Raw genomic sequence first — 26,878 nt, 5'->3', positions numbered from 1 at the left:
TTGTATGTCATTTCGCCTTTTTCAACTTGGGCAACAACAGCCAATTTAAAGCCCATTGTGTAATCTCGTTGAGAGCGCTTTGGTGTTGTATTGCTTGAAGAGTTCATTGATAAGTCTCCGAAGTGTCAACTTATCTCAGGACGGGACAACCCTAAAATTAAAAAAGCCGCTGAGTAATCAGCGGCTTTTGTTAGTCAGTTTTCAGAGAAATTACTTTTTCTTTTTAACTGCTTTTTTGTTTGGAAGGTCAGTGATAGAACCTTCGAATACTTCAGCAGCTAGACCGACAGACTCGTGTAGCGTTGGGTGAGCGTGGATAGTTAGTGCGATATCTTCTGCATCACAACCCATCTCAATAGCTAGACCGATTTCACCGAGTAGTTCACCACCGTTAGTACCAACGATCGCACCACCAATAACACGGTGAGTCTCTTTGTCGAAGATAAGCTTAGTCATACCGTCAGCGCAGTCAGATGCGATTGCACGACCTGATGCAGCCCAAGGGAAAGTTGCCACTTCATACTTGATGCCTTCTTCCTTCGCTTCTTTCTCAGTCTTACCAACCCATGCCACTTCAGGCTCAGTGTAAGCAATTGAAGGAATAACTTTAGGATCGAAGTAATGCTTCTTACCAGCAATAACTTCAGCAGCAACGTGGCCTTCATGCACACCTTTGTGAGCAAGCATTGGTTGACCAACGATATCACCGATAGCAAAGATATGAGGTACGTTTGTACGAAGTTGCTTATCTACATTGATAAAGCCACGCTCATCAATTTCTAGACCCGCTTTCTCACCATCGATAAGCTTACCATTTGGTACACGACCGATAGCCACTAGAACTGCATCATAGCGCTCTGCTTCAGCAGGGGCTTTCTTGCCTTCCATTGACACGTAGATACCGTCTTCTTTTGCTTCAACTGCTGTCACTTTTGTTTCTAGCATTAGGTTGAATTTATCCTTCACACGCTTAGTGTAAACTTTCACGATATCTTTATCTGCCGCTGGGATAACTTGGTCAAACATCTCAACGACGTCAACTTTAGAACCAAGTGACTGGTAAACCGTACCCATTTCTAGACCGATGATACCACCACCCATGATAAGTAGCTTTTCAGGAACTTCTTTCAGTTCGAGTGCATCCGTTGAGTCCCAAATACGTGGGTCTTCATGCGGAATAAATGGCAGTTTGATAGGACGAGAACCCGCAGCAACGATAGCGTTATCGAAGTTTACGGTTGTTGCCTCTCCTTCGCCTTCAACAAGGATAGAGTTAGGGCCAGTAAATTTGCCGTAACCGTTAACAACCGTCACATTACGCATCTTAGCCATACCGCTAAGACCGCCAGTCAGTTGGTTAACAACTTTCTCTTTCCAGATACGAATTTTGCTGATGTCAGTTTGCGGCTCACCAAACACAACGCCGTGATCTGCCATAGCTTTTGCTTCTTCAATTACTTTAGATACGTGAAGAAGTGCTTTAGATGGGATACAACCCACGTTTAGACATACACCGCCAAGAGTGCTGTAGCGCTCGATTAGTACAGTTTCAAGACCTAAGTCTGCACAACGGAAGGCAGCGGAGTAACCAGCAGGACCAGAACCAAGTACAACAACTTGGGCTTTAATTTCTTTGCTCATTTTGACCTCTTGTAGTCATTATCCCTAACAGGCTGAGTGGGTATTGATTCTTTTGTTTAAGAGTGGTTGGTTTTAAACAGTTATTTTCAGACCGCCAACAGTTTACAGAGATGTTAATGGTGTGAAAAGCAATTCCATTTAGCCTGTGAGCTAGCCAACAATTAAGTTAGGAAAACGTTCTCCTTCACCCAATTGTCAGATGTTTCTATTAACAGAGGCGGCTAAAAAGGCCGCCTCTCAATCATCTCAGTTCAATTAAAGAACCAGACGACGGATGTCTGATAGCGCACTGTTTAGGAAGGTAATGAAGCGCGCACCTTCAGCACCATCGATCACACGGTGGTCGTATGATAGAGACAGTGGAAGCTGTAGGCGAGGTTCGAACTCTTTACCGTTCCATACAGGTTTCATTTCAGACTTAGACACGCCAAGGATACCGACTTCTGGAGCGTTTACGATTGGAGTGAACGCAGTACCGCCGATGCCACCTAGGCTTGAGATAGTGAAACAGCCACCTTGCATGTCAGCCGCAGTTAGCTTACCTGCACGTGCTTTCTTAGAAACCGCCATTAGCTCTTCAGATAGCTCGTAGATGCCTTTCTTGTTCACGTCTTTGAATACAGGAACAACTAAGCCGTTTGGCGTATCTACAGCAATACCGATGTTGACGTACTTCTTAAGAATGATGCTTTCGCCATCTTCAGATAGAGAAGAGTTGAACGCTGGGAATGCTTCTAGCGCTTTCGCTGCCGCTTTCATGATGAACACTAGTGGCGTGATCTTCATGCCTGTATCTTTCTTCGCTTCGATAGCGTTCTGCTCTTTACGGAACGCTTCTAGCTCAGTGATGTCTGCGTTATCCCACTGTGTAACGTGAGGGATCATTACCCAGTTACGGTGTAGGTTCGCACCAGAGATCTTCTTGATCTTAGAAAGCTTCTGAACTTCAGTTTCACCGAACTTGCTGAAGTCAACTTTAGGCCAAGGTAGAAGGCCAAGAGCAGAGCCGTCACCGCCTTTGCCAGATGCTGCTGCACCAGACTCAAGACGCTTAAGCGCATCCTTCACGTAGGCTTGAACGTCTTCTTTCAGGATACGGCTCTTACGGCCAGAACCTTTAACTTTAGACAGGTTAACGCCAAACTCACGCGCTAGACGACGAACAACTGGAGACGCGTGTGCGTACTCGTTGTTCTCTTGGAAATCGCCAGTCGTTACTGGATCTGCTGCCGCTGGTGCTTCTGCTTTAGGAGTTGCCGCAGGTGCCGCCGCTTGAGCTGGAGACGCTGCAGGAGCTGGCTCTGCACCCGCCACTTCGAAGACCATGATTAGAGAGCCAGTAGACACTTTGTCGCCAGCTGCAATCTTGATTTCTTTAACCGTGCCCGCAAATGGTGCTGGTACTTCCATTGAAGCTTTGTCGCCTTCTACAGTGATTAGAGATTGCTCTTCTTCCACTGTATCGCCAACTGCAACCATGATTTCAGTCACTTCAACTTCGTCGCCACCGATATCTGGAACGTTCACTTCTTTCGCTGCAGACGCCGCTGGAGCCGCTGCTACTGGAGTTTCTGCTGCAACAGGTGCCGCTGGAGCGCCAGAGCCTGCTACTTCGCCTGATTCTACAGAGAAAGTCATGATTAAAGAGCCAGTCGTAACTTTATCGCCTGCTGCTACTTTGATCTCTTTTAGCGTACCAGCGAATGGTGCAGGTACTTCCATAGAAGCTTTGTCGCCTTCAACCGTTAGAAGAGATTGCTCTTCTTCAATACTGTCGCCAACTGCAACCATGATTTCAGTCACTTCAACTTCATCGCCACCGATATCTGGTACGTGAACTTCTTTCAGTTCACTTGCAACAGAAGGGGCCGCAGCTGCTGGTGCAGCCTCTGCCGTAGCAGGTGAAGCGTCAGCTGCACCCGGAGCGCCGGCCGCCTCTGCTTCGAAAATCATGATTAGAGAACCAGTAGAAACCGAATCGCCTTCAGCAACTTTGATTTCTTTAACGATACCCGCTTGAGATGCAGGAACTTCCATAGAAGCTTTATCGCCTTCAACTGTGATCAGAGACTGCTCTTCTTCAACCTTGTCGCCAACGCTTACAAGAATTTCAGTAACTTCAACCTCATCCGCACCGATGTCTGGTACATTAATTTCGATTGCCATTTCTTATTTACCTTCTCAATTAAGCGTATAGCGGGTTAGTTTTTTCTGTGTCGATGTCGAACTTAGCAATCGCTTCTACGACTACTGACTTCTCAACATCACCACGCTTAGCAAGTTCACTTAGCGCTGCTACAACAACGTAACCTGCGTTCACTTCGAAGTGACGACGTAGGTTTTCGCGGCTGTCTGAACGACCAAAGCCATCAGTACCCAGTACTTTATAAGACTCAGAAGGCATGAACGCACGAACTTGTTCTGCGTAGTTCTTCATGTAGTCAGTCGCTGCGATTGCTGGCTCGCTGCCCATCACTTGTGCGATGTAAGGCACTTTTGCGTCAGCTTCTGGGTGTAGCATGTTGTCACGCTCTACCGCTTGGCCGTCGCGAGTCAGTTCGTTGAATGAGGTTACAGAGAACACGTCAGACGCGATACCGTACTCTTCGCTCAGGATAGTCGCAGCTTTACGTACTTCGTTCATGATAGTGCCAGAGCCCATTAGCTGAACTTTAGACTTGTCACCTGCGTAAGACTCAAGCTTGTAGATACCCTTACGAATGCCTTCTTCAGCGCCTTCTGGCATTGCTGGCATGGCGTAGTTTTCGTTCATTACCGTTAGGTAGTAGAACACGTTCTCTTGCTCAGGACCGTACATGCGACGGATACCGTCTTGCATGATTACCGCAACTTCGTACGCGAATGTTGGGTCGTAAGAGATACAGTTAGGAACTGTGTTCGCCATGATGTGTGAGTGACCGTCTTCGTGCTGTAGACCTTCACCGTTTAGCGTTGTACGACCAGCAGTAGCACCTAGTAGGAAACCACGAGCTTGTTGGTCACCCGCCATCCATGCCATATCGCCTACACGTTGGAAACCAAACATTGAGTAGTAGATGTAGAATGGAATCATTGGCAGATCGTTAGTGCTGTAAGATGTCGCAGCAGCAACCCAAGAAGCCATTGAGCCTAGCTCGTTGATACCTTCTTGTAGAACCTGACCAGATGTCGCTTCTTTGTAGTAAGAAACAATGCCTTTATCTTCTGGCGTGTATTCCTGACCGTGCGGGTTGTAGATACCGATCTGACGGAATAGACCTTCCATACCAAACGTACGTGCTTCGTCACAGATGATAGGAACGATGTTCTTACCAATGTTCTTGTTCTTAAGCAGGATATTAAGCGTACGAACGTAAGCCATTGTTGTAGAGATATCACGCTTCTGCTCGCTTAGTAGCGGCGCGAACTCTTCTAGCTCAGGTACTTTGAATTCTTGAGTGAACTTAGGCAGACGCTGTGGCGTGTAACCTTTTAGCTCTTTACGACGAGCGTGTAGGTATTCGTATTCCGCTGAACCTTCTTCAAGCTTCAGGTACGGAAGCTCTTTAACCGCTTCGTCAGTTAGGATGTCTTGAAGACCTAGACGATCACGTAGGTGCAGTACGTGAGTCATGTCCATCTTCTTAACTTGGTGCGCGATGTTCTTACCTTCAGCCGCTTCACCCATACCGTAACCTTTAACAGTCTTAGCTAGGATGACTGTTGGACGACCTTTAGTTTCTGCCGCGTTTTTGTATGCTGCGTACAGTTTAGAAGACTCGTGACCACCACGCTTAAGTGCGAAGATTTCGTCATCTGTCATGTCTGCCACTAGTGCAGCTGTCTCTGGGTATTTACCAAAGAAGTGCTCACGTACGTATGCGCCATCTTTAGATTTAAATGTTTGGTAGTCACCGTCTACAGTTTCGTTCATTAGCTGTAGAAGCTTGCCAGACGTATCTTTAGCAAGTAGTGCATCCCAGTTGCTACCCCAGATAACTTTAACAACGTTCCAGCCAGCACCTTTGAATAGGCCTTCTAGCTCTTGGATGATGCTACCGTTACCCATTACAGGGCCATCTAGACGCTGTAGGTTACAGTTCACTAGGAAACATAGGTTGTCTAGTTTCTCACGAGCTGCGAAAGACAGTGAACCACGTGATTCTGGCTCATCCATCTCACCGTCACCTAGGAAAGCGTACACACGTTGAGCAGACGTGTCTTTCAGACCACGACCGTCAAGGTACTTAAGGAAACGCGCTTGGTAAATCGCAGAAATTGGGCCTAGACCCATAGATACTGTTGGGAACTGCCAGAACTCAGGCATCAGTTTAGGGTGCGGGTATGATGGAATACCTTTGCCGTCTACTTCTTGACGGAAGTTGTCTAGCTGCTCTTCAGTTAGACGACCTTCAACGAATGCACGAGAGTAGATACCTGGTGAGATGTGACCTTGGTAGTACACTAGATCGCCACCGTCCGTCTCGTTTGGAGCACGGAAGAAGTGGTTGAAACATACTTCGTAGAATGCAGCAGAAGACTGGAAAGACGCCATGTGGCCGCCTAGCTCTAGGTCTTTCTTAGATGCACGTAGAACGATCATGATTGCATTCCAGCGGATGATGGAACGAATACGGCGCTCAAGTGTTGTGTCACCTGGGTAAGCTGGTTCTTGATCTGCAGGAATCGTGTTGATGTAGTTGGTTGTGATTCCTGTTGGCATGTCAACACCGTCTAGACGTGCTTTGTCTAGAACTTGCTCTAGTAGGAACTGAGCACGCTCTACACCTTCTTCACGTACAACTGACTCAAGGGCTTGTAGCCATTCTTGAGTTTCCAGTGCGTCTACGTCATGCTTCATATCAGACATGGCGATCTATCCTTCTGTTGGTTGGATCTACTTATTTAAGTAACGCTCTTTACGAGTCGTTACCCTGCTGAATTCGACGCAAAGATCGCTCACGGCGAGACTCTTCACGACTCAAATCCAACAATGTTTCTTCAATATAAGCTAAGTGTGAGTGCGACATTTCACGCGCCTTTTCTGGCTGACCAGAAACGATCGCATCAACGATATTAGCTCGGTGTTTACTTACTTTTTCCACCACTTCATCGCGGCGATGTAAGAGCTTAAGATTCTGAAGGACGTTTTGCTCCAGCAAAGGGGCCAAACTGCGAACGATATGAAGCAAGACAACGTTGTGCGCCGCTTCAGTCAAAGCGATCAGAAACTGCATCACCGCAGCCGCTTCCGCTTCGACATTTTTCTTCGTTTGCTCTTCACTGATGTTTTTCAGGCAAGCCTGAATACGGGCAAAGTCCTCATCGGTGCCACGAACTGCTGCAAAATAAGCAGAGATACCTTCCATCGCATGGCGCGTTTCGAGTAAATCCAGCTGTGTTTCCGAATGGCTAGACAATAAATTTAGCAGAGGATCTGAAAAACTCGTCCAGATATTCTCGCTAACAAATGTGCCACCACCCTGGCGACGAGTGAGAAGACGTTTAGCTTCGAGGCGTTGAATTGCCTCACGGATTGAAGGACGAGACACATCAAACTGCTTTGCCAGTTCGCGCTCTGGTGGCAACTGCTGCCCCGGAGACAATGTTCCTTCCACAATCAGCCGTTCTAACTCTTGTTCAATTACATCAGAGAGTTTTGGCTGACGAATCCTTTGATAAGCCATAGTTGTTGTTCTTCTACTCTTTGCAGTCAATTGGTATTACCAATTTTAAGTTGGCGACGAAATTAACATAATTAAAACGCAAGTTCCAGTCAAAAATTGACCCACATCATAGAACGAGCCATGCATCAACACTTTGATAACATTAGCCGATTAAAACAGCAATCAAATTGGTCTGACCAATTACAAAATATAAACAGATGGGAATAAATCGTGCTAGCAATCACACTTTAATTGGTCAGTTTTAAAGGAATATGAACAGAAGATGTCGGGAAAAGAAGAGGCTCATCGTTGCTAGTAAACAAAAACGGGCTGCGCTTTCACAAGCGCAGCCCGTTCCTACATTTATTGAAAGACTATTTTGCTTCGATATGGTCAATCATCAATTGCAGTGACTGATTACCTCGAAACTCGTTGATATCCAGCTTGTAAGCCAAACGTACGGTTTTCACTGACGCATCTGGCCAGCGACGCAGATCGACATTAAAAGCAATCCCATCAATCATGATGTTGGTCGGGTGACCTTTATGTAAAGGCTCCAGCATCAGCTTCAGGTGCTTCTCGCCAACCAATTTCTGATGAAGCACTTTAAATTCACCGTCGAACAGAGGTTCAGGGAAAGCTTGCCCCCATGGTCCACCAGCACGAAGCATCTCTGCGATGTGCATAGAAAACTCTTCTGGCTTCAACTCACCGTCAGACAAAATCACACCTTTGAGTGCGGCGTCGTCCAACTCTTGTTTCACAGCCTCATCAAACAACTGAGCAAATCGTTCGAAGTTTTTTTCCATGATCGTCAGGCCAGCTGCCATGGCGTGACCACCAAACTTGAGGATCAAGCTGGGGTTTTGAGTATCAATACGATCGAGAGTATCACGCATATGTAGGCCCGGAATCGAACGACATGAGCCCTTAATGCTCCCTTCACCACCATCGGCGAAGGCAATCACAGGACGATGAAACTTCTCTTTGATTCGAGATGCCAAAATACCAATCACACCTTGGTGCCAATCACGCTGAAACAGCACCAGCCCATGAGGCATATCCTTGTCACCAAACTGAAGACGCTCACAGAAAGCCATCGCTTCCTGTTTCATACCTTCTTCAATTTCTTTACGCGTTTGGTTCAAGCCATCCAGCTCACTCGCCATACGACGTGCAGCATGAATGTTGTTGGCCATCAAAAGCTCAACACCAAATGACATATCATCCAAACGACCTGCTGCGTTGATACGCGGACCTAGTGCAAAACCGAAATCGGCCGCGACCAATCGACGCGCATCTCGCTTTGCGACTTCAATCAATGCTTGAATACCAGGTCGTGCTTTGCCAGCACGAATACGCTGCAGACCTTGGTGAACCAGAATGCGATTGTTTTCATCCAGTGGCACCACATCGGCAACCGTACCCAGAGCAACCAAATCAATCAGCTCCATCAGTTTAGGCTCTGCCATGCCCTGATCGGCAAACCATCCCTGCTTTCTCATATGAACACACAACGCCATCATGAGATAAAACGCTACTCCCACGCCAGCCAAGGCTTTCGAAGGAAAAGCGCACTCTTCTAGATTTGGGTTGACCATCGCATCGACGTTAGGTAACTCATGGCCCGGCAGGTGGTGGTCAGTGACTAATACCTTTAGCCCTTGCTCTTTGGCGTATCGCACACCATCAATTGAAGAGACACCATTATCGACCGTCATGATCACTTCAGCGCCAATCTCAATCGCCTGATCAACGACTTCTGGGCTAAGACCATAACCATCTTCAAAGCGATTCGGCACCAAATAATCGACGTTATTGGAACCAAGCATTCGCAATGCGAGCACCGATAGGGCCGAGCTGGTTGCCCCATCAGCATCGAAATCTCCGACAACAATAATACGTTTATTACTCTGAATAGCTTCAAATAGCAGCTCGACCGCGGCGTCAATACCATGCAATTTTTGATAAGAATGTAATGCACGCGCCGTCGTTTCTAACTGCTGGGCACTGGTGATACCACGTGAGATGTAAATCCGCTTAAGAAGTGGAGCAATGTCGGTGGAAAGCAGACTGAGATCAACCTCAGGCCGGCGTTGAATTTCGATCATAGATTGGATTGAGCCTTGTTCTTGGGCAGGACGCCTGAATAGCGAACAAGTTAACAGATGAGAATCTTATATCAACCTAATTCATGACATAGGATTCTCATCACAGGGTCGCTTGTCAGGCGCTCAAACGTAACTCTGGAGATTGAATTACGATTTTTGTGTTTGTTGTAGGCGTTGCAGCATCTGCTCTGGTGGTAAGTAGCCGCCAACCATTTCACCATTTGGTAGGAAAATCGCTGGCGTGCCACTAATACCTAACTCACGCCCAAGAGTATAATGCTCTTTGATGATTTCCTGATACTTGGCGAAATCTTTGCTCTTTTCTGGGAACTCACGTTTCACCTTACCGTTATGCATGGCAGCCTGTGGGTCATCCGAGCCCCAAATTGCTGCCATTTGATCCGCAACAGAACCCGTTGCCCCTTGACGTGGGTAAGCCATGTAACGAATAGTGATACCCAAATCATTGTAATCTTTCATTTGGTTATGAAGACGTACACAGTAGCCACAGGTAATATCCGTGAAGACAGTGATAACGTATTTCTCGTCTTTAGCCTTAAAGTCAATCATGCTGTCTTTGAATGCTTCGATTTTAGCCGCATTGATCGGCGCCTGACGTTTCGCCAGCACATCTTCATATTGGCCATTGCCATCAAGCTTATAAAGTGTACCTGCTAAAAAGTATTCACCGTCTGGTGAAGCAAAAAGAATTCCTCCACTGGTCTGCACTTCGACTAAACCATCGATATCTGCAGGCGCCACTTTTTTCACTTCCAATCCTAGCTTGGCAAAACGCTCTTCAAGCTGAGCTGTATTAAATTTTACTTCCGCTGCAGATACTGCCTGTGCTGCCACAAGCAGTGGTAACGTAAGTAGAGTCACTCGGCGTAGTACGCTCATTAAATTCACCTTATTTTTTAATATGATAAGAGATAATCCCTTATGCTCTTGGATGATGCTCACTGTGTAGCTGTTTTAGCCGTTCTGTCGCTACATGAGTATAAATTTGTGTTGTCGACAAGTCACTGTGTCCGAGTAGCATCTGTACCACTCGCAGGTCAGCGCCGTAGTTGAGCAAATGCGTCGCAAAAGCATGGCGCAATACGTGCGGCGACAGTATCTCGGTATCAATGCCAGCCAAAACCGCATAATGCTTGATACGATACCAAAACGTCTGACGCGTCATTTGGCGCGCACGCTTGCTTGGAAAGACAACATCAGATGTTGTATCTCCAAGTAACTCAGACCTACCTTGTTGGATAAAAGTTTCAATCCAGTCGACTGCATTTTCGCCCATCGGAACCAAGCGCTCTTTACCACCTTTACCAGTGACACGAACAACGCCCTGACGAAGGCTGATGTTTTCCATCGTTAAGCTGACCAGCTCTGTGACACGCAAGCCTGTCGCATAAAGCAATTCCAGCATGGCTTTATCGCGTAATTCCATTGCATCGTTTGGATCCGGTGCATTCAGCAATGCTTCAACCTGCTCTTCACTGAGATCTTTGGGTAGCCTCTTAGGTAATTTAGGGCTAACGAGTAAAGCACTAGGATCATCCGCTCGCACTTTTTCTCTGTGTAGATACTGGAACAAACGACGGATCGCAGACAACATACGGGCTCGTGAAGTCTGCTTGTACCCCTGATCCATTAACCAACTTTGGTAGTCCTGTAAACCAGACAAGCTAATAAAATCGAGTCTGTAGTTATTTTCAGCCATCCAGTGAAGTAATTTGGATAAATCATTACGATAAGATGCCAACGTATTCTCGGATAACCCTCGCTCCATCCACATCGTATCCAAAAACTGCTCCACCATGCCCTGATCGGGTGACATCACTTCTGACACAATAATCCTCAACGTTATGATATGCGCTCAATGTAAGTGCCACACAGCAATAAAGCCATAAAAATTGCCATTCGATATGGATATTCGCTGCAAAGCTCGCCATTTTGTGTTTAGAATTCGCTATTGATTCAAAATAATGAAAAAGAAAGTGATGAAAATTGGTCTGTTTTACGGTTCGACAACTTGCTACACGGAAATGGCCGCGGAGAAAATGCGCGCCATCATAGGTGAAGAACTGGTGGATATCCGCAATGTCAAAGAAACGCCTCTGGCAGAGATGGCTGATTATGACTTTCTGATTTTAGGCATTTCAACTTGGGATTTCGGCGAAATTCAGGAAGACTGGAATGAGATATGGGATCAAATCGGTGGCGTACCGCTAAGTGGCAAAACCGTCGCGTTGTTCGGCTTAGGCGATCAAGAAGGCTATGGCGAATGGTATCTGGATGCTATGGGGATGTTGCACGACGAACTGAAGAAGACAGGTGCTAACCTGATTGGATACTGGCCAAACGATGAAAGCTACGAGTTTGAAGCCTCAAAAGCGCTAACGGAAGATGGTAACCAATTTGTTGGCTTAGCATTGGACGAAGACTCTCAGTATGAACTGAGTGATGAGCGCATTGCGACTTGGATTGAACAAGTCCTAGTGGAATATCAAGAAACACTATAAAAGCCGACTTTATAATGCTTCGCTGACGAGAATGGCGATCCGCACTCCCCTAGCGAAGCCTTTTATTGAAAAATATTGTCTCCTGTCTTTAAGAAGGTAGCCCTTTTCGATACCTCCTCCAATCAAACACCAAACCCGGATCGGTTTTTCTCAGTGGCGCAATGTATTGATGGCCCGTTATTCGAGGCAAGGTGATTTTAGGGTAATGTTTTTGTATCCATTTCGTCAGCTCAGTGAGGGCTTGATATTGCTCATCGGTATACGCGACGTAATCACTGCCTTCCAATTCAATTCCAATTGAATAGTCGTTACACTTTTCTCGCCCCGCAAAACTGGATACACCTGCGTGCCACGCTCTTGCCGTAAACGGCACAAACTGCACCACCTCACCATCACGGCTGATTAGACAATGTGCAGAAACGCCCATCTGATGAATCACTTTAAAAAATGGATGCTCTTCAGCGTTCAGTTGCCCCGTAAAAAACTGCTCGATGTATGGCCCGCCAAATTGGCCAGGTGGCAGGCTGATATTATGTATCACTAGTAAGGAGATATCCGTTACATCGGTTCGTTGATCAAAAAAGGGAGACGGCACATGCCTGGCAGCTTGATACCAGCCGTTTTCATCAATCATGTTTGTCTCCTTTTGTTTACTAAGTTATTGATTTTATACTTTCAAGCGTGAAATACCACAATAATGGCTGAATTTCCCTCGCAGTCATCGTATCATGCGCACCTTATGTTCAACTGCTCATTAGATTTGCAATGAAAGAAACCCACAATAGCCAAGAACGTCTTGAATATTTGAAACAGCATTTGCCTCTGGAAATCTCTCGCTCCGTTACCGAAACCATAAAAGAAGATCTCGGTGGCACTTTAGATCCAGCCGCTGATATCACCGCAAGTCTAATCCCAGCCGATGCTCATAACGAAGCCACCATCATTACCCGTGAACACGGCGTATTTTGTGGTCAGGCTTGGGCTGATGAGGTCTTCAGGCAACTTGGTGGCGAAGTAAAGATCGAGTGGCACGTACAAGATGGCGATACGGTTGAACCTAATCAGGCACTTTGTCACCTATCTGGTCCCTCACGCGCGCTATTGACTGGTGAACGTAATGCAATGAACTTTATCCAAACACTATCTGGTTGTGCCACGATTACTGCCGAGTACGCCAAACAGCTCGAAGGCACTAATTGCCGATTGTTGGATACCCGTAAAACGATTCCCGGCCTACGTAGCGCACTAAAGTACGCCGTTGCATGTGGCGGTGGTTTCAATCACCGTATCGGCGTTTTCGATGCCTATCTCATCAAAGAAAATCACATTATTGCCAATGGCGGTATCACTCAAACAATTAAAAATGCTAAGCAGTTGAATCCGGGCAAACCTGTTGAAGTAGAAACAGAAAGTTTACAAGAACTGACTGAGGCCATCGAGGCTGGTGCTGACATCATCATGCTTGATAATTTTACAATCGACATGATGCGTGAAGCGGTAAGAATTAACGCAGGCCGAGCAGCACTAGAAAACTCTGGTAATGTCACTCTAGAAACCCTGCGTGAATACGCTGAAACGGGGGTTGATTACATTTCTGTTGGCGCTCTGACCAAACACCTCAAAGCCATGGACTTGTCGATGCGCTTTAAGTAAGCCCATCACTAACGACAAGAGAGAGGAATAACCTCTCTCTTGTCGTTTTTAATGTAGGCAACTCACTAAGCAAAATAAACCGCAATTCAAACAGCTATGCAATTCAGATGTCTTATATCGATTAAGCTAAGTTTACCTTCTCGCGAGTCTCCTCCAGCCTAATATTCAGCGTAAAGTCCTTTCCCTACTCTTCTTACGCTAATGAAAAGTACCTAGGACTCTCATGACGTTACCAAACAATATTGCATTACGTGGCTTTACTCTGATTGAGTTGATGATCGTTGTGGCGATCATCGGAATTTTATCGGCCTTCGCGATTCCTGCTTATCAAAGCTACACCCAGCGTGCCCATGCCAGCGATATGCTCAATGCAACATCAGTGATGAAAACCGCGGTAAGCCTTTGCCTAACAAACAGTGCCTCTGCTGCTAGCTGTATTTCAGGTAACAATGGTGTGCCATCACAACAAAACTTCAACGGTTTTTACGTCAATGCACAGACAAGTGGTTCTATCAGTGTCATTACCGCAGCACTATCAGGCTCAAAAGGCTCACTACCAAGCAATGCCAACGTTCACTTAACACCCAATTCATCAACAAGTGGGATTACATGGGCAGTCAGCTGTAGTGGTACTGAAAGCCAGAATTGGTGTCCGAGTCGCTAATGATGAGCCAATTACCTCACTTACTACAGCGAGCGAACAAAATAACTCAAGCTCAAGCCCTACATGCCATGGCGGCAATGAATACCCAGAAAGCGGATGCCTGTACTGCACTGCTCACTCTCGATGATATATCACCACAAAAACTGGTCACAATGATCAGTGAACTCTTCTCCCTCACCATCATTCAGCTAGACTCATTTGATTATATCTCGTGCTGTCAGCGCCTAGGAGTTAGCGATTTAGTTTGCCGACATTCAGCGCTACCCCTCCATATAGATAGTCACCAATTAACCTTAGCGATCTGTGACCCATCGATTGCAGAAATTGAACAAGACTTTCGCTTTGCCACAGGTCTAAAAGTCAAGTTTGTACTCTGTCAGATCCATAGTTTGATGGAGGCGATACACCACTTATATGGTGATAAATTTTCAGGTGAGAGGTTTGGTTTTAAAGCAATCAGCGATCAAGAGCTTGAGCAGCTAGTCGAGACCACTGAAGAAGAAAGTGCAGATCATGAAGCCCTCTATCAAGATACTTCACCTATTAGCCAGTACATACATCAAGTACTGCTAGACGCAGTGCGCAAACGTGCCTCTGATATCCATTTTGAGCCTTATGAAAACTGGTTCCGTGTTCGATTCAGGTGTGATGGCTTACTGATTGAAAGACGACAGCCCCCTCACCACCTATCTAATCGTTTAATTGCTCGGCTCAAAATATTAGCTAAGCTCGACATTGCAGAACGCCGCCTACCACAAGATGGCAGAATTACCTTAGCGATCGCATCCTCAAAGGCCATCGATATACGTGTCTCGACTTTACCGACCATATGGGGAGAAAAAGTCGTATTGCGGCTGCTCGATAACCGGATAACCAGCTTCGATTTAGAGCATTTAGGCTATAGCCCATCACAAAGTGAGCACTATCGTAGAGCGTTAGCTAAACCTCAGGGAATGATCCTAATCACAGGCCCAACAGGCAGTGGCAAGACGTTGTCGTTATACAGTGGCCTGAATATTCTCAATCAAAGTGAAGTCAATATTGCGACAGCAGAGGATCCTGTTGAAATGCATGTATCGGGAATCAATCAGGTTCAAATCCAACCCCAAATTGGGTTTCATTTTGCTCAAGCTCTTCGAGCTTTTTTACGCCAAGATCCTGATGTTGTTATGGTCGGAGAAATACGAGACCGTGAAACAGCGGAAATCGCAGCCAAAGCAGCACAGACCGGGCATTTAGTGCTTTCAACTCTGCACACTAACTCGGCTGCAGAAGCCATTCTGCGTTTACAAAACCTGGGCATCGAACCTTTCAATGTCGCGGCTTCTTTAAGTCTTATCATTGCACAAAGGTTAGTCAGGCGTCTGTGCCCTCACTGTAAACGTCCAGACTCAGAAAAAATTCAGGAATTCAAAGCTGACCCATTAGGCTGCAGTTCATGCCATCAAGGTTATTCGGGACGAATCGGACTGTTTGAAATTCTTACCGTCACTCCAGAAATATCAGAAGCGATTGCTGCCAGAGCGCCAACCCACCACATTGAAAGCTTGGCGATCGAGCAGGGGATGCAGACTCTGCGCCAATCTGGAATTGAGAAGCTTACGCAAGGGGTAACCAGTCAAACAGAACTACAGCGGGTGCTACTCTAGTTTTTGAGCATGAACAAAGTTTCCATTCCCACTACTACCCAATTGGGCTCATACTATTGGCAAGGCATCAACCACAAAGGTTTGAAGCTAAAAGGGACAATGCTCGCAATTTGTGAGGCACAAGTGGCAGAGCAACTGAACGAGCACGATATCAGTGTACGTCTTATTCGCCAAAAGCCATTACCAGGCTATTCCCGTATAAAACATAAAGTGAGGACGAAAGATCTCACTAATATAACCCGTCAGTGGGCGACTATGCTGGCGTCTGGTTTGCCTATCACGACGTCACTTAAACTCATCATGCAGAATCAAAAGCGTGCCGAACTGCGCTCGGTATTGTGGATGATAAGCCACCAACTCCAAGCTGGTCTGTCGGTATCAAGCGCTCTCAAGCACTCCTCTCGATACTTTGATGCCCTCTATATAGATATTGTCGACATGGGTGAAAAAACGGGTAATTTAGCCGCTTCATTAGAGCGCATTGCTCAATATAGAGAAAAAACAGAGCAATTGACCTCGAGAGTCCAACGCGCTGCTATCTATCCCAGCTTGGTCGTTCTAACAGCATTAGCCGTCTCGCTATTAATGCTCAGCAAAGTCATTCCCGAATTTGAAGCTCTATTCATCGGTTATGGTGCTGAGCTTCCATGGTTTACCCAGCAAGTTCTTTCATTATCACAAGCCGTGCAGCACCATAGTTTGAGTATTGGAACAATGAGTGTTCTGATTCCTGTTGCTTTTGTATCTATATATCGAAGCTCAGCTAGATTCAGGTATTGGTTAAGTCGTGTAACATTACATCTTCCCATTCTCGGAACCTTACTCCTCAAAAGCTGTATGGCGCGCTTTAGTCGTACACTGTCTACCAGTCTAAAGTCAGGCCTGCCCATTCTCACTAGCTTGGAAACAGCAGCACGTACAACAGACAATGCTTACTATCAGCACATCATCAGACATCTCATCCAACAAACAAGCGCGGGAATCGCTTTACATTCAACCATGCGCCAATCGAGAGACTTCCCCGAACTCATGGTGCAAATGATTATGATCGGTGAAGAGTCTGGGCGACTGGATGACATGCTGACTAGAGTCGCGAATCAATATGAAGCAGATATCGACGCAACTGTTGAAAGCCTTGCGAAAACACTTGAGCCGATTTTGATGCTTGCTTTAGGAGGTTTAGTGGGAAGTTTGGTGATCGCTATGTACCTGCCTATCTTTAACTTAATGAACATTATGGGATAGTATATCCACCTCAACTCAAAGACGACGTGCTCAAGCAACTGAAATTTTTATGGAACTTTTCAATTATTACCCATGGTTGTTTCCAACCCTAGCGACCCTTTTTGGTCTGATCATAGGCAGCTTTCTTAACGTCGTCATTCATCGCTTGCCTAAGATGATGGAACGAGAGTGGCGACATGAATGCGCAGAGAGTTTTCCAGAGTATGGCATTCAGCCACCTGAGGGGACTTATAATCTGAGTGTCCCTAGGTCAACTTGCCCAAGCTGTAACACTCAAATTCGTAATATTGATAATATTCCGCTGATCAGTTGGCTTGCTTTACGTGGTCAATGCCGAGCTTGTCAACACCGCATTTCCCCACGCTACCCTCTCGTTGAACTTATCTCGGGGTTAATGAGTTTCTCGATTGCTTACCAATTTGAACTGAGTGTGTTCGCCGTTGCCTTATTGTTCTTTACCTTTGTTTTAATAGCAGCAACTTTCATCGATCTCGATACTATGCTGTTGCCTGATCAATTGACCTTACCACTGATTTGGTCTGGGATAGCATTATCATTACTAGGCTTGAGCCCTGTGTCTTTGCAAGACTCTGTGACTGGAGCAATAGTAGGCTATTTGTGCCTATGGTCTATTTACTGGGGGTTCAAACTTCTCACTGGTAAAGAAGGCATGGGCTATGGTGATTTCAAGCTTCTTGCCGCACTAGGCGCTTGGTTAGGCTGGCAGTATTTGCCTATTATTGTTCTGCTTTCCTCACTCGTTGGATTACTTTTTGGCCTAATTCAACTACGACTACAAAAACAAGGGATAGACAAAGCCTTCCCGTTTGGCCCCTACCTTGCGATTGCAGGCTGGATCAGTGCAATGTGGGGAGAAAGCATCATCAACTGGTACTTTACACAAATTCTGGGGATCTAATATGCCTTTTGTCGTCGGCCTAACAGGCGGTATTGCCAGTGGGAAAACCACCGTCGCCAACCTCTTTCACGATCAGTTTGGTATTGAAATTGTTGATGCGGATGTCGTTGCCCGAGAAGTTGTCGAGCCAGGCAGTGAAGGACTGAAAGCGATAGAAGCACAATACGGTTCTAACATTTTACTGGCAGACGGAACGCTCAACCGAGCTAAACTAAGAGAAAGCATCTTTGCCTGTGACAAGGAAAAAGCTTGGATAAACCAACTGCTGCATCCCATGATTCGCGAAAAGATGCAGGCAGATATAGCCAAGGCTTCATCTCCTTATGCTTTGCTGGTTATTCCACTCATGGTTGAAAATAACCTCCAAAGCTTGGCAAACAGAGTATTGGTTGTCGATGTTGATGAGCAAGTACAACGGCAAAGAACCATGGAAAGAGATGAAGTCCCGATTGAACAAGTCGACGCTATCTTAGCCGCTCAAGCTAGCCGTTCACAACGACTGTCAATCGCAGACGATGTGATTAAAAATAATGCAACAAACCAAGAACTTTTGCCTCAAATCACAGAATTACATCAAAAGTACCTAGAAATATGTAGGGAAAATCGGTGAGAATAAAGGAAGAAGAATCAAAGGCCGCATGTAATGACAACGCACTTTTTTGAACATCCACTAAATGAGAAAACTCGCATATATTTACGTGTTGAAGCTTTGCTTAACCAATTAAGCGTTTCTTCTCAATTTGGTGATGACATGCAGCACTTATTGTTTTTCCGTTCTTTGTTTGATCTTTTGGAGATCTTCGAGCAAATCCAGCTAAAAAGTGAGCTGGCGAAAGACATTGAGAAACAGCGATTAACATACCGTTCTTGGCTTGATGTTGAAGGGGTGGATCAGGACATGTTGAGCAATGTGCTTAGCGAAGTCGATAATGTCCATAGTAAACTGATGGCTGCAGAGCGCTTTGGTCAAAGCCTCAAGGAAGATCGTTTTCTCAGTGCTATCCGTCAAAGATTTAACTTACCTGGCGGCTCTTGCTGTTTTGATTTACCTGCATTGCACCACTGGCTGCATTTACCTCTTGATCAAAAAAACAAAGACACTAAGCTTTGGTTAGATACGCTCCAACCACTCACCGATGCTCTCAAACTCTGGCTACGCCTAACTCGTGAAACAGGTCATTTTCAACCACAAGAAGCTCAGGCTGGCTTCTACCAAAGTGATGCCGAAGAAGCGAATATTTTGCGTCTAGAAATCCCGATGCAATATGGGGTATACCCCATGATTTCTGGTCATAAGAATCGTTTTGCAATCAAATTTATAAGCTTCGCATCTGGCCAAGCCTCCATTGATAATATTCAATTTCGTTTGGCCGTGTGTAGCTAACCCAATCACGCTATACTCGTCCAAATATCTAAATGTTCACAGAGAAAATCACATGCCCAAAACCACCATCGTACCCTGCCCTAAATGTGGCACCGACGTCGAATGGGGAGAGCAAAGCCCTCACCGCCCTTTCTGCAGCAAACAATGTCAGATGATAGATTTTGGTGAATGGGCAGATGAAGAAAATACCATCCCGGGAGCACCCGACATGTCGGATTCTGATGGCTGGTCTGAAGATCAATATTGAATCATCTTGGCACTTGAGAGACGAGCACAACCTAACAACAAACACATCCATTAAGTTTGGCTAACTAAAACCATAAAAAAACGGAGTCCCAAAGGACTCCGTTTAATATGAGAACGCTAGTTATAGCATTACTTCTTAGCAAGTTTCTCTTTAATACGAGCTGACTTACCAGAACGCTCACGTAGGTAGTACAGTTTGGCACGACGTACTGCACCGCGGCGTTTAACTTCAATGCTATCAACCATTGGAGAGTGAGTTTGGAACGTACGCTCTACACCTTCACCGTTAGAAATCTTACGTACAGTGAATGCAGAGTGTAGACCACGGTTACGAATACCGATTACAACGCCTTCAAAAGCCTGTAGACGCTCACGGTCACCTTCTTTTACCTTAACTTGAACAACAACTGTGTCACCAGGTGCAAAGTTAGGTAGGTCTTTTTTCATTTGCTCTTCTTCAAGAGCTTTGATGATGTTACTCATTTTCAATATTCCTAGAATAAACTGATACTAAATTTAATAGGTTACTTAACTCGAGTCTCTTTAATGAACTCGGCCAGTAATTGTTCCTGTTCGTCAGTCAGAGCTAGGTTTTCCAGGAGTTCTGGTCTTCTTAGCCAAGTACGGCCGAGCGACTGCTTGAGTCGCCAGCGACGAATGTCCTTGTGGTTGCCAGACTTGAGTACCGCTGGTACTTCTTTTCCATCTAACACCTCAGGGCGCGTATAGTGGGGGCAATCTAGCAAGCCATTGGCAAAGGAATCTTCCTCCGCCGACGCAAAGTCCCCTAGTACACCCGGTACAAACCGAGAGACAGAGTCGATTAACGTCATGGCTGGTATTTCACCACCCGTCATCACAAAATCGCCAATTGACCATTCTTCGTCAACTTCAGATTGAATGATGCGCTCATCTACCCCTTCGTAACGGCCACAAATCAGAAGCAAATTCTCATTGGTTGCCAGTTCTTCGACTCCCTGCTGGTCGAGTTTACGACCTTGAGGAGAGAGATAAATGACTTTCGTCTTACCCGGTGAGGCTTTCTTGGCCGCATGAATGGCATCGCGCAAAGGCTGCACCATCATCAACATGCCAGGACCACCACCGTAAGGTCTATCATCGACAGTGCGATGCTTGTCGTGAGTGAAATCGCGAGGATTCCAAGTCTCAATCGACAAGAGACCTTTTTTAACCGCTTGACCTGTTACTCCAAAATCAGTAACGCTGCGGAACATTTCAGGAAATAGGCTTATAACGCCAACCCACATTGTTCTGTCGCTCCGTTACTTGGAGTTAGAATCCAGGATCCCAGTCAACTTCGATCCGTTGAGCTTCGCGATCAATATGTTTGATCACTTGCTCTTCAAGGAACGGAATTAATCGTTCCTTTTGCCCAAAAGCATCTTTTAGATTTGCTTTGATTACGAGAACATCGTTGGAACCCGTTTCTAGCATGTCAGAAACGACACCTAGATCGTAACCTTTATCGGTTACCACTTGCATTCCAATCAAATCACGCCAATAGAACTCGTCTGATGGCAATTCTGGTAATACAGCAGGGTCAATTGAGATTTCAAAGTTAGTCATTAACTGCGCTTCTTCACGCACATCAAGACCTTCAAGCTTTACCACCAAACCTTTGTTATGGCGCTTCCAGCTTTCCACTTTGTACTCGACCCATTTTTCACCTTGCTTAACAAACCAAGGTGTGTAATCAAATATGCTTTCGGTATTGTCTGTGTAGGAAAAAACCTTGAGCCAACCACGAATGCCGTAAGTAGCACCAAACTTACCTACAACAATTTTTTCGTTGCTCACTGTTTCTTTACCTTTCATCGACATAAGCTAATTACTACTTCTTAATCTAAGAATTAAGCCGCTTTTTGAGCGTCTTTAACTAGCTTAGCTACGCGGTCAGATAGAGATGCGCCTTGACCAACCCAGTGGTTAACGCGATCTAGGTCTAGACGTAGACCTTCTTCTTGACCTTTAGCTGTTGGGTTGAAGAAACCCACTTTCTCGATGAAACGGCCAGTTGCAGCATTGCGGCTGTCCGCTACTACGATTTGATAAAATGGACGCTTCTTAGCGCCGTGACGTGCCAAACGAATGGTTACCATGTCGTCCTCTTTGCTTTCTCAAAAATAAAATTAACCCCAGGAACCGCTTAACAAAAAACAGTTTGGGGTCTCGTGCCAAAATAAAGCTCCGGAATTTTACTCTTATTCCGGAGCAATGCAAGGTCTTTAGCTACTTTTTCACCAACATAAAATGGTATTTAAGTTTGTGACTCAGCTAACACCTTGAAATATTGCCGATGACTTAGCTTAACGCCCAAATGGGTTGAAGCCACCGCCGCCCATGCCACCCATCATGCCTTGCATATTGCGCATCATGCCTTTCATACCACCCTTCTGCATTTTCTTCATCATCTTCTGCATCTGAGTGAACTGCTTTAACAGGCGATTGACATCTTGAACTTGAGTACCCGAGCCCGCAGCAATACGCTTTTTACGTGATCCCTTGATCAATTCAGGACGTTGACGTTCTTTCATGGTCATTGAGTTAATGATGGCTTCCATTTGCTTAAACATCTTGTCATCGACTTTATCTTTGACGTTGTCTGGCAAATTGCTCATGCCTGGCAGCTTATCCATCATGCCCATCATGCCGCCCATGTTCTGCATCTGACCAAGTTGTTCACGGAAGTCTTCAAGGTCGAAACCTTTCTTCTCTTTGAACTTCTTCGCCAGTTTTTCTGCTTTCTCGGTATCAACATTACGCTGAAGGTCTTCAATAAGAGAAAGCACATCTCCCATGCCTAGGATACGAGAAGCAACACGATCTGGGTGGAATGGTTCTAATGCATCGGTTTTCTCACCGACACCCAAGAACTTAATTGGTTTACCTGTGATGTGACGAACCGAAAGTGCCGCACCACCACGCGCATCACCATCGACCTTGGTTAGGATCACACCCGTCAATGGTAACGCATCGCCAAACGCTTTCGCTGTATTGGCGGCATCCTGACCAGTCATTGCATCGACAACAAACAGAGTTTCAACAGGATCAATTGCAGAGTGAAGTTCTTGTATCTCCCCCATCATCTGCTCATCAATAGCTAGGCGCCCCGCAGTATCGACAAGAAGAACGTCATAAAATTTCTTCTTCGCATGATCAATGGCCGCATTGGCAATATCAATCGGCTTTTGGTCAGGAGAAGATGGGAAAAAGTCGACACCAATGTCTGAAGCCAGTGTTTCTAGCTGTTTAATCGCCGCCGGGCGATAAACGTCCGCAGAGACTACAAGAACTTTCTTCTTATCTCTTTCTTTCAGTAGCTTAGAGAGCTTACCCACCGACGTAGTCTTACCCGCACCTTGCAGACCCGCCATCAAAATGACAGCTGGTGGCTGTGCAGCAAGGTTTAACGCTTCATTAGATTCGCCCATAACGGCTTCAAGTTCAGATTGAACAATCTTTATGAACTCTTGGCCTGGCGTTAAAGATTTAGAAACCTCAACACCCACCGCGCCTTCTTTAACGCGTTTGACAAAATCACGTACAACCGGAAGAGCGACATCCGCTTCAAGCAGCGCCATACGCACTTCGCGTAACGTGTCTTTTATATTGTCTTCGGTCAAACGACCTTTACCGCTGATGTTCTTCAGCGTTTTGGATAATCGATCCGTTAAATTCTCAAACATCTTAGTCTCTTTACCTGAGCGACTCACAGTGTAGTCGCCCTAAAAATGACGACAAATTATTGTGAGTATACCTTAGCCAGCCCACCCTTTGCACTGCCGCGATAACATTTGCTCTCTGATGAGACACAAATCAGGGAGATAAGTCATAGCCCAAGCGGTTGATGCAGGGTATAATTTGTTAAAAATTCACCCGATCTTTAAGAGAAGAATGGATAACTTAATCGCCGTTGCTGCTGCTGTGCTCTATTTTTTAGCAATCGCAACCATAGTACCAGGCCTTGTACATCAAACAGGGATCCGAGCCAAAACTGTCTTTATCAGTGCATTCTTAGCGCTCGCTTTTCATGCCTGGCTATTAAGTGATCTGATTATTGAGGGTTCAGGACAGAACCTTAGCATTCTCAATGTCGCCTCATTGATTAGCTTTATTATTTCTCTGGTCCTAAGCCTAGCTATGCTTAGAACACGTTTGTGGTTCTTACTTCCCGTTGTATATAGCTTTGCTGCGATTAACCTATCTGCCGCGGCCTTCTTGCCGAGTACCTTCATTACTCACTTAGAACAAGATCCTAAATTACTGATCCACATTTCTTTAGCGTTGTTTTCCTATTCAACGCTAACCATAGGCGCATTATACGCCCTACAGCTGGCATGGTTAGATCATAAACTTAAAGCGAAAAAAGCTTTAGTGATCAACCCTAACTTGCCACCACTTCTGATGGTTGAACGACAATTGTTTAACATCATCCTTGTCGGTAACTTGCTTTTAACGGGAACGCTAATAACGGGTTTTGTGTTTGTGCAGGATATGTTCGCTCAAGGAAAAGCGCACAAAGGCATCTTGTCGTTTATTGCGTGGGTAGTGTACTCGATACTGCTTTGGGGACATTATCAAAAGGGCTGGCGTGGTCGTAAAGTCACATGGTTTGCCGTAGCAGGTGCAACCTTATTGACGCTAGCTTACTTCGGTAGTCGCTTTGTTCGTGAGATCATTCTTAACTAGTTGATATTCAAAGGTGCATACAGTGCACCTTTCTTTTACAATACTTCGCCCGCAACCTGAGATTGACTTGGCGCTTTAGTTAGGTCATAAATTAATCAAACATCAAAAGGAAAAGATAAGTTTTGGACGACATATCAACGGGTATCTTGTTTGCGCTACTCGCGTGTCTGATTGTTATTTCAGGATATTTCTCAGGTTCAGAGACTGGTATGATGGCCCTGAATCGCTATCGCCTAAAGCACCTTGCAAATCATGGACATAAAGGCGCTAAGCGAGTCGAGAAACTCTTAGATCGCCCAGATCGTTTGATTGGTTTAATTCTGATTGGCAATAACTTAGTCAACATTCTCGCCTCTGCCATCGCCACCATTCTTGGTATGCGCTTATACGGCGATATCGGTGTGGCAATTGCCACTGGTGCTCTAACTATGGTGATTCTCGTCTTTGCAGAAGTCACCCCAAAAACACTGGCGGCGCTCTATCCTGAGCGAGTCTCCTATGCCAGCAGTATTTTACTCAGTATTTTGATGAGGCTACTTTCACCCCTAGTGATGTTAGTAAACTTCATTACCAATGGTTTTATCCGTTTACTTGGGATTCGAGCGAATCATGGCGGTGATGATCACCTGAGCTCAGAAGAACTGCGCACTGTGGTCAATGAAGCAGGTAGTCTGATCCCGAGGCGTCACCAAGATATGTTGATCTCAATACTCGATCTTGAGCATGTGACTGTGAATGACATCATGGTGCCAAGAAACGAGATTACCGGTATTGATATTAATGACGACTGGAAATCCATTGTTCGTCAGCTGACCCACTCACCTCATGGTCGAGTCGTGCTTTACCGAGATCAGATTGACGAAGTCGTTGGCATGCTACGCTTACGAGAATCTTATCGCTTAATGCTAGAAAAGAACGAGTTTAATAAAGAAACACTACTGAGAGCCGCTGACGAAGTGTACTTCATTCCAGAAGGAACACCACTCAATATTCAGCTACTTAAATTCCAGCGCAATAAAGAACGCATTGGCCTGATCGTTAACGAATATGGTGACATCATCGGCTTGATCACTCTAGAAGATATTCTGGAAGAAATCGTAGGTGAGTTTACTACGTCCATTGCACCAAGCCTCTCCGATGAAATCACGCCCCAAGGCGATGGCAGTTTCCTGATCGAAGGCAGCGCCAACATTCGAGATATTAACAAAGGTCTGATGTGGAAATTACCGACCGACGGACCAAGAACATTAAATGGCTTGATTCTAGAACACCTAGAAGATATTCCTGAAAGCCACTTGAGTGTTCAGGTATCGGGGCATCCGATGGAAATTGTCGAGCTGGAAGAAAACCGTATTAAGCTAGTCAAAGTTTTTCCAAGTAGTGTTAAAGAAAGCTAATTACCAATAGATAGCACGCTACAAAATAATAAAGCCTTGGCACTGCCAAGGCTTTTTCTTCACTTAAGAATTTATTCTTCGTTTATACTGAATAGACTTTCCATATTCAGCCCCTGTTTTATCAGGATCTCTCTCAAGCGGCGTAAGCCTTCGACTTGGATCTGGCGAACGCGTTCACGAGTTAAATTGATTTCTCGTCCCACTTCTTCCAAGGTAGAGGGTTCATACCCTAGTAGTCCAAATCGACGAGCCAGTACTTCTTTCTGCTTCGGATTTAGCTCATCTAACCAGTGGATCAATGAAGACTTAATATCATCATCTTGAGTGGATACTTCTGGGTCCGAGTTATTTACATCTGGAATAATGTCCAGAAGCGCTTTCTCACCATCACCACCAATCGGTGTATCAACGGAGCTAATGCGTTCGTTGAGGCGTAGCATCTTACTGACATCGTCAACAGGCTTATCCAGCTGTGATGCAATCTCTTCTGCCGTTGGTTCATGGTCGAGCTTTTGTGATAGCTCTCGAGCAGTACGCAAATAAATATTGAGCTCTTTGACAACATGAATTGGCAAACGAATGGTACGAGTCTGATTCATCAGGGCACGTTCAATAGTCTGACGAATCCACCATGTGGCGTAAGTGGAAAATCGGAAACCTCTTTCAGGGTCAAACTTCTCAACCGCTCGGATCAATCCAAGGTTGCCCTCTTCAATTAAGTCGAGTAAGGCAAGACCACGATTGCTATATCGACGAGATATTTTTACGACTAGACGAAGGTTACTTTCAATCATACGTTTACGCGCAGCTTCGTCGCCTCTTAAGGCACGGCGAGCGTACAACACTTCTTCTTCTGCGGTGAGTAGCGGAGAAAAACCGATTTCCCCTAAGTAAAGTTGGGTGGCATCCAGACTCTTTGTGGAAGCGTCAAATTCCTCTTTGGCGTCCTCAGATTGGGTGCGGTTGGTAGTAGTCTGTTCGCTTGCTTGAATCGATTCCATTGTAGGTCCAAGCTCAAACTCTTCGACTTTCGTTGCTGCATTGCTGATACTCATAGCGCCTCCCCCTGGCGAGCTAGCAAGACATTACTAC

25 protein-coding genes are annotated in these 26,878 nt (G+C 45.6%); 11 read left to right on the top strand and 14 right to left on the bottom strand.

Going from position 1 to position 26,878, the window contains the following annotated elements; translation table 11 throughout:
• Positions 1–210: 210 nt before the first annotated feature.
• The 7 genes from lpdA to xerD all read right to left on the bottom strand — a co-directional run bounded on the left by lpdA (position 211) and on the right by xerD (position 11,234).
• Entirely contained in the window at positions 211–1,641 is a 1,431-nt protein-coding gene (gene lpdA / locus L1D15_RS20600) for a dihydrolipoyl dehydrogenase (protein ID WP_239837807.1), read from the bottom strand.
• Positions 1,642–1,896: 255 nt separating this feature from the next.
• Complete coding sequence (aceF, locus tag L1D15_RS20595; protein WP_239876877.1) at positions 1,897–3,807, bottom strand: pyruvate dehydrogenase complex dihydrolipoyllysine-residue acetyltransferase; 1,911 nt, start codon at positions 3,805–3,807, stop codon at positions 1,897–1,899.
• A 19-nt stretch (positions 3,808–3,826) separates the two neighbouring features.
• Positions 3,827–6,490, bottom strand: a complete 2,664-nt coding sequence (aceE, locus tag L1D15_RS20590) for a pyruvate dehydrogenase (acetyl-transferring), homodimeric type (RefSeq protein WP_239876876.1) — start codon at positions 6,488–6,490, stop codon at positions 3,827–3,829.
• Positions 6,491–6,539: 49 nt separating this feature from the next.
• Positions 6,540–7,307, bottom strand: coding sequence for a pyruvate dehydrogenase complex transcriptional repressor PdhR (gene pdhR / locus L1D15_RS20585; protein WP_006958126.1), 768 nt, complete (start codon positions 7,305–7,307; stop codon positions 6,540–6,542).
• A gap of 353 nt (positions 7,308–7,660) precedes the next feature.
• Positions 7,661–9,397, bottom strand: a complete 1,737-nt coding sequence (gene recJ / locus L1D15_RS20580; RefSeq protein WP_239876874.1) for a single-stranded-DNA-specific exonuclease RecJ — start codon at positions 9,395–9,397, stop codon at positions 7,661–7,663.
• Between the two features lie 147 nt (positions 9,398–9,544).
• Positions 9,545–10,297, bottom strand: coding sequence for a bifunctional protein-disulfide isomerase/oxidoreductase DsbC (gene dsbC, locus L1D15_RS20575; RefSeq protein ID WP_239876873.1), 753 nt, complete (start codon positions 10,295–10,297; stop codon positions 9,545–9,547).
• 40 nt (positions 10,298–10,337) lie between these two features.
• Positions 10,338–11,234 (bottom strand): site-specific tyrosine recombinase XerD, encoded by an 897-nt coding sequence (gene xerD / locus L1D15_RS20570; RefSeq protein WP_239837860.1) that lies wholly within the window; start codon positions 11,232–11,234, stop codon positions 10,338–10,340.
• A 163-nt stretch (positions 11,235–11,397) separates the two neighbouring features.
• Between xerD and fldB the strand changes: the two genes are divergently transcribed.
• Entirely contained in the window at positions 11,398–11,919 is a 522-nt protein-coding gene (gene fldB, locus L1D15_RS20565) for a flavodoxin FldB (RefSeq protein WP_239876878.1), read from the top strand.
• Between the two features lie 88 nt (positions 11,920–12,007).
• Here fldB and ampD read toward each other — a convergent pair whose 3' ends face one another.
• On the bottom strand, positions 12,008–12,553 hold the full coding sequence (ampD, locus tag L1D15_RS20560; protein ID WP_239876872.1) for a 1,6-anhydro-N-acetylmuramyl-L-alanine amidase AmpD: 546 nt from the start codon (positions 12,551–12,553) through the stop codon (positions 12,008–12,010).
• 131 nt (positions 12,554–12,684) lie between these two features.
• Between ampD and nadC the strand changes: the two genes are divergently transcribed.
• The 8 genes from nadC to yacG all read left to right on the top strand — a co-directional run bounded on the left by nadC (position 12,685) and on the right by yacG (position 19,680).
• Positions 12,685–13,572 (top strand): carboxylating nicotinate-nucleotide diphosphorylase, encoded by an 888-nt coding sequence (gene nadC / locus L1D15_RS20555; RefSeq protein WP_239876871.1) that lies wholly within the window; start codon positions 12,685–12,687, stop codon positions 13,570–13,572.
• 223 nt (positions 13,573–13,795) lie between these two features.
• On the top strand, positions 13,796–14,236 hold the full coding sequence (locus tag L1D15_RS20550) for a prepilin-type N-terminal cleavage/methylation domain-containing protein (protein WP_239876870.1): 441 nt from the start codon (positions 13,796–13,798) through the stop codon (positions 14,234–14,236).
• Positions 14,236–15,885, top strand: coding sequence for a type IV-A pilus assembly ATPase PilB (pilB, locus tag L1D15_RS20545; protein ID WP_239876869.1), 1,650 nt, complete (start codon positions 14,236–14,238; stop codon positions 15,883–15,885). Before L1D15_RS20550 ends, pilB begins: the two co-directional genes overlap by 1 nt.
• A gap of 9 nt (positions 15,886–15,894) precedes the next feature.
• On the top strand, positions 15,895–17,130 hold the full coding sequence (locus tag L1D15_RS20540) for a type II secretion system F family protein (RefSeq protein ID WP_239876868.1): 1,236 nt from the start codon (positions 15,895–15,897) through the stop codon (positions 17,128–17,130).
• Positions 17,131–17,179: 49 nt separating this feature from the next.
• Positions 17,180–18,049: an A24 family peptidase gene (locus tag L1D15_RS20535; RefSeq protein WP_239865255.1), complete on the top strand. Its 870-nt coding sequence runs from the start codon at positions 17,180–17,182 to the stop codon at positions 18,047–18,049.
• Position 18,050: 1 nt separating this feature from the next.
• Positions 18,051–18,659 carry a dephospho-CoA kinase gene (coaE, locus tag L1D15_RS20530; RefSeq protein ID WP_239876867.1) on the top strand — a complete coding sequence of 203 codons (609 nt, stop codon included), beginning with the start codon at positions 18,051–18,053 and terminating at the stop codon, positions 18,657–18,659.
• A gap of 33 nt (positions 18,660–18,692) precedes the next feature.
• Entirely contained in the window at positions 18,693–19,433 is a 741-nt protein-coding gene (gene zapD, locus L1D15_RS20525; protein WP_239865259.1) for a cell division protein ZapD, read from the top strand.
• 52 nt (positions 19,434–19,485) lie between these two features.
• Positions 19,486–19,680, top strand: coding sequence for a DNA gyrase inhibitor YacG (gene yacG / locus L1D15_RS20520; protein WP_239837820.1), 195 nt, complete (start codon positions 19,486–19,488; stop codon positions 19,678–19,680).
• A 128-nt stretch (positions 19,681–19,808) separates the two neighbouring features.
• Here the strand turns inward: yacG and rplS are convergent, their stop codons facing one another.
• The 5 genes from rplS to ffh all read right to left on the bottom strand — a co-directional run bounded on the left by rplS (position 19,809) and on the right by ffh (position 23,386).
• Positions 19,809–20,162, bottom strand: coding sequence for a 50S ribosomal protein L19 (gene rplS / locus L1D15_RS20515; RefSeq protein WP_045977783.1), 354 nt, complete (start codon positions 20,160–20,162; stop codon positions 19,809–19,811).
• Positions 20,163–20,203: 41 nt separating this feature from the next.
• A complete protein-coding gene (gene trmD / locus L1D15_RS20510; protein WP_239876866.1) occupies positions 20,204–20,947 on the bottom strand; it encodes a tRNA (guanosine(37)-N1)-methyltransferase TrmD in 744 nt (247 codons plus the stop codon).
• A 25-nt stretch (positions 20,948–20,972) separates the two neighbouring features.
• Positions 20,973–21,521, bottom strand: a complete 549-nt coding sequence (rimM, locus tag L1D15_RS20505; protein WP_239876865.1) for a ribosome maturation factor RimM — start codon at positions 21,519–21,521, stop codon at positions 20,973–20,975.
• Between the two features lie 29 nt (positions 21,522–21,550).
• Complete coding sequence (gene rpsP, locus L1D15_RS20500; RefSeq protein WP_005438039.1) at positions 21,551–21,799, bottom strand: 30S ribosomal protein S16; 249 nt, start codon at positions 21,797–21,799, stop codon at positions 21,551–21,553.
• Between the two features lie 207 nt (positions 21,800–22,006).
• Entirely contained in the window at positions 22,007–23,386 is a 1,380-nt protein-coding gene (ffh, locus tag L1D15_RS20495; protein WP_239876864.1) for a signal recognition particle protein, read from the bottom strand.
• Positions 23,387–23,594: 208 nt separating this feature from the next.
• On the opposite strand from ffh, the gene L1D15_RS20490 reads away from it, so the two are divergent.
• Together L1D15_RS20490 and L1D15_RS20485 are read left to right on the top strand one after the other, a co-directional pair.
• The gene (locus L1D15_RS20490) at positions 23,595–24,389 is read left to right on the top strand and encodes an inner membrane protein YpjD (protein ID WP_239837824.1); all 795 of its coding nucleotides are present in this window, start codon (positions 23,595–23,597) and stop codon (positions 24,387–24,389) included.
• Between the two features lie 122 nt (positions 24,390–24,511).
• Positions 24,512–25,786, top strand: coding sequence for a CNNM domain-containing protein (locus L1D15_RS20485; RefSeq protein ID WP_239865267.1), 1,275 nt, complete (start codon positions 24,512–24,514; stop codon positions 25,784–25,786).
• A 71-nt stretch (positions 25,787–25,857) separates the two neighbouring features.
• Here L1D15_RS20485 and rpoS read toward each other — a convergent pair whose 3' ends face one another.
• Entirely contained in the window at positions 25,858–26,841 is a 984-nt protein-coding gene (gene rpoS, locus L1D15_RS20480; RefSeq protein ID WP_239865269.1) for an RNA polymerase sigma factor RpoS, read from the bottom strand.
• Positions 26,842–26,878 lie beyond the last annotated feature (37 nt).

Origin of the sequence: Vibrio sp. Isolate25 (genome assembly GCF_022398025.1) — a bacterium.
GTDB lineage: Bacteria > Pseudomonadota > Gammaproteobacteria > Enterobacterales > Vibrionaceae > Vibrio > Vibrio coralliilyticus_A.
Note: the sequence above shows the minus strand (reverse complement) of the source record. Positions and strands in the feature narration are given on the sequence as shown.

What these genes read in the sequence shown, in the direction of transcription:
- ffh (WP_239876864.1), bottom strand. Translation starts at nt 23,386, where the DNA reads ATGTTTGAGAATTTAACGGATCGATTATCCAAAACGCTGAAGAACATC.
- xerD (WP_239837860.1), bottom strand. Translation starts at nt 11,234, where the DNA reads ATGTCACCCGATCAGGGCATGGTGGAGCAGTTTTTGGATACGATGTGG.
- aceE (WP_239876876.1), bottom strand. Translation starts at nt 6,490, where the DNA reads ATGTCTGATATGAAGCATGACGTAGACGCACTGGAAACTCAAGAATGG.
- coaE (WP_239876867.1), top strand. Translation starts at nt 18,051, where the DNA reads ATGCCTTTTGTCGTCGGCCTAACAGGCGGTATTGCCAGTGGGAAAACC.
- pdhR (WP_006958126.1), bottom strand. Translation starts at nt 7,307, where the DNA reads ATGGCTTATCAAAGGATTCGTCAGCCAAAACTCTCTGATGTAATTGAA.
- rpsP (WP_005438039.1), bottom strand. Translation starts at nt 21,799, where the DNA reads ATGGTAACCATTCGTTTGGCACGTCACGGCGCTAAGAAGCGTCCATTT.
- L1D15_RS20540 (WP_239876868.1), top strand. Translation starts at nt 15,895, where the DNA reads ATGAACAAAGTTTCCATTCCCACTACTACCCAATTGGGCTCATACTAT.
- rplS (WP_045977783.1), bottom strand. Translation starts at nt 20,162, where the DNA reads ATGAGTAACATCATCAAAGCTCTTGAAGAAGAGCAAATGAAAAAAGAC.
- ampD (WP_239876872.1), bottom strand. Translation starts at nt 12,553, where the DNA reads ATGATTGATGAAAACGGCTGGTATCAAGCTGCCAGGCATGTGCCGTCT.
- pilB (WP_239876869.1), top strand. Translation starts at nt 14,236, where the DNA reads ATGATGAGCCAATTACCTCACTTACTACAGCGAGCGAACAAAATAACT.
- zapD (WP_239865259.1), top strand. Translation starts at nt 18,693, where the DNA reads ATGACAACGCACTTTTTTGAACATCCACTAAATGAGAAAACTCGCATA.
- yacG (WP_239837820.1), top strand. Translation starts at nt 19,486, where the DNA reads ATGCCCAAAACCACCATCGTACCCTGCCCTAAATGTGGCACCGACGTC.
- trmD (WP_239876866.1), bottom strand. Translation starts at nt 20,947, where the DNA reads ATGTGGGTTGGCGTTATAAGCCTATTTCCTGAAATGTTCCGCAGCGTT.
- L1D15_RS20535 (WP_239865255.1), top strand. Translation starts at nt 17,180, where the DNA reads ATGGAACTTTTCAATTATTACCCATGGTTGTTTCCAACCCTAGCGACC.
- aceF (WP_239876877.1), bottom strand. Translation starts at nt 3,807, where the DNA reads ATGGCAATCGAAATTAATGTACCAGACATCGGTGCGGATGAGGTTGAA.
- rimM (WP_239876865.1), bottom strand. Translation starts at nt 21,521, where the DNA reads ATGTCGATGAAAGGTAAAGAAACAGTGAGCAACGAAAAAATTGTTGTA.
- nadC (WP_239876871.1), top strand. Translation starts at nt 12,685, where the DNA reads ATGAAAGAAACCCACAATAGCCAAGAACGTCTTGAATATTTGAAACAG.
- fldB (WP_239876878.1), top strand. Translation starts at nt 11,398, where the DNA reads ATGAAAATTGGTCTGTTTTACGGTTCGACAACTTGCTACACGGAAATG.
- L1D15_RS20550 (WP_239876870.1), top strand. Translation starts at nt 13,796, where the DNA reads ATGACGTTACCAAACAATATTGCATTACGTGGCTTTACTCTGATTGAG.
- rpoS (WP_239865269.1), bottom strand. Translation starts at nt 26,841, where the DNA reads ATGAGTATCAGCAATGCAGCAACGAAAGTCGAAGAGTTTGAGCTTGGA.
- lpdA (WP_239837807.1), bottom strand. Translation starts at nt 1,641, where the DNA reads ATGAGCAAAGAAATTAAAGCCCAAGTTGTTGTACTTGGTTCTGGTCCT.
- recJ (WP_239876874.1), bottom strand. Translation starts at nt 9,397, where the DNA reads ATGATCGAAATTCAACGCCGGCCTGAGGTTGATCTCAGTCTGCTTTCC.
- L1D15_RS20490 (WP_239837824.1), top strand. Translation starts at nt 23,595, where the DNA reads ATGGATAACTTAATCGCCGTTGCTGCTGCTGTGCTCTATTTTTTAGCA.
- dsbC (WP_239876873.1), bottom strand. Translation starts at nt 10,297, where the DNA reads ATGAGCGTACTACGCCGAGTGACTCTACTTACGTTACCACTGCTTGTG.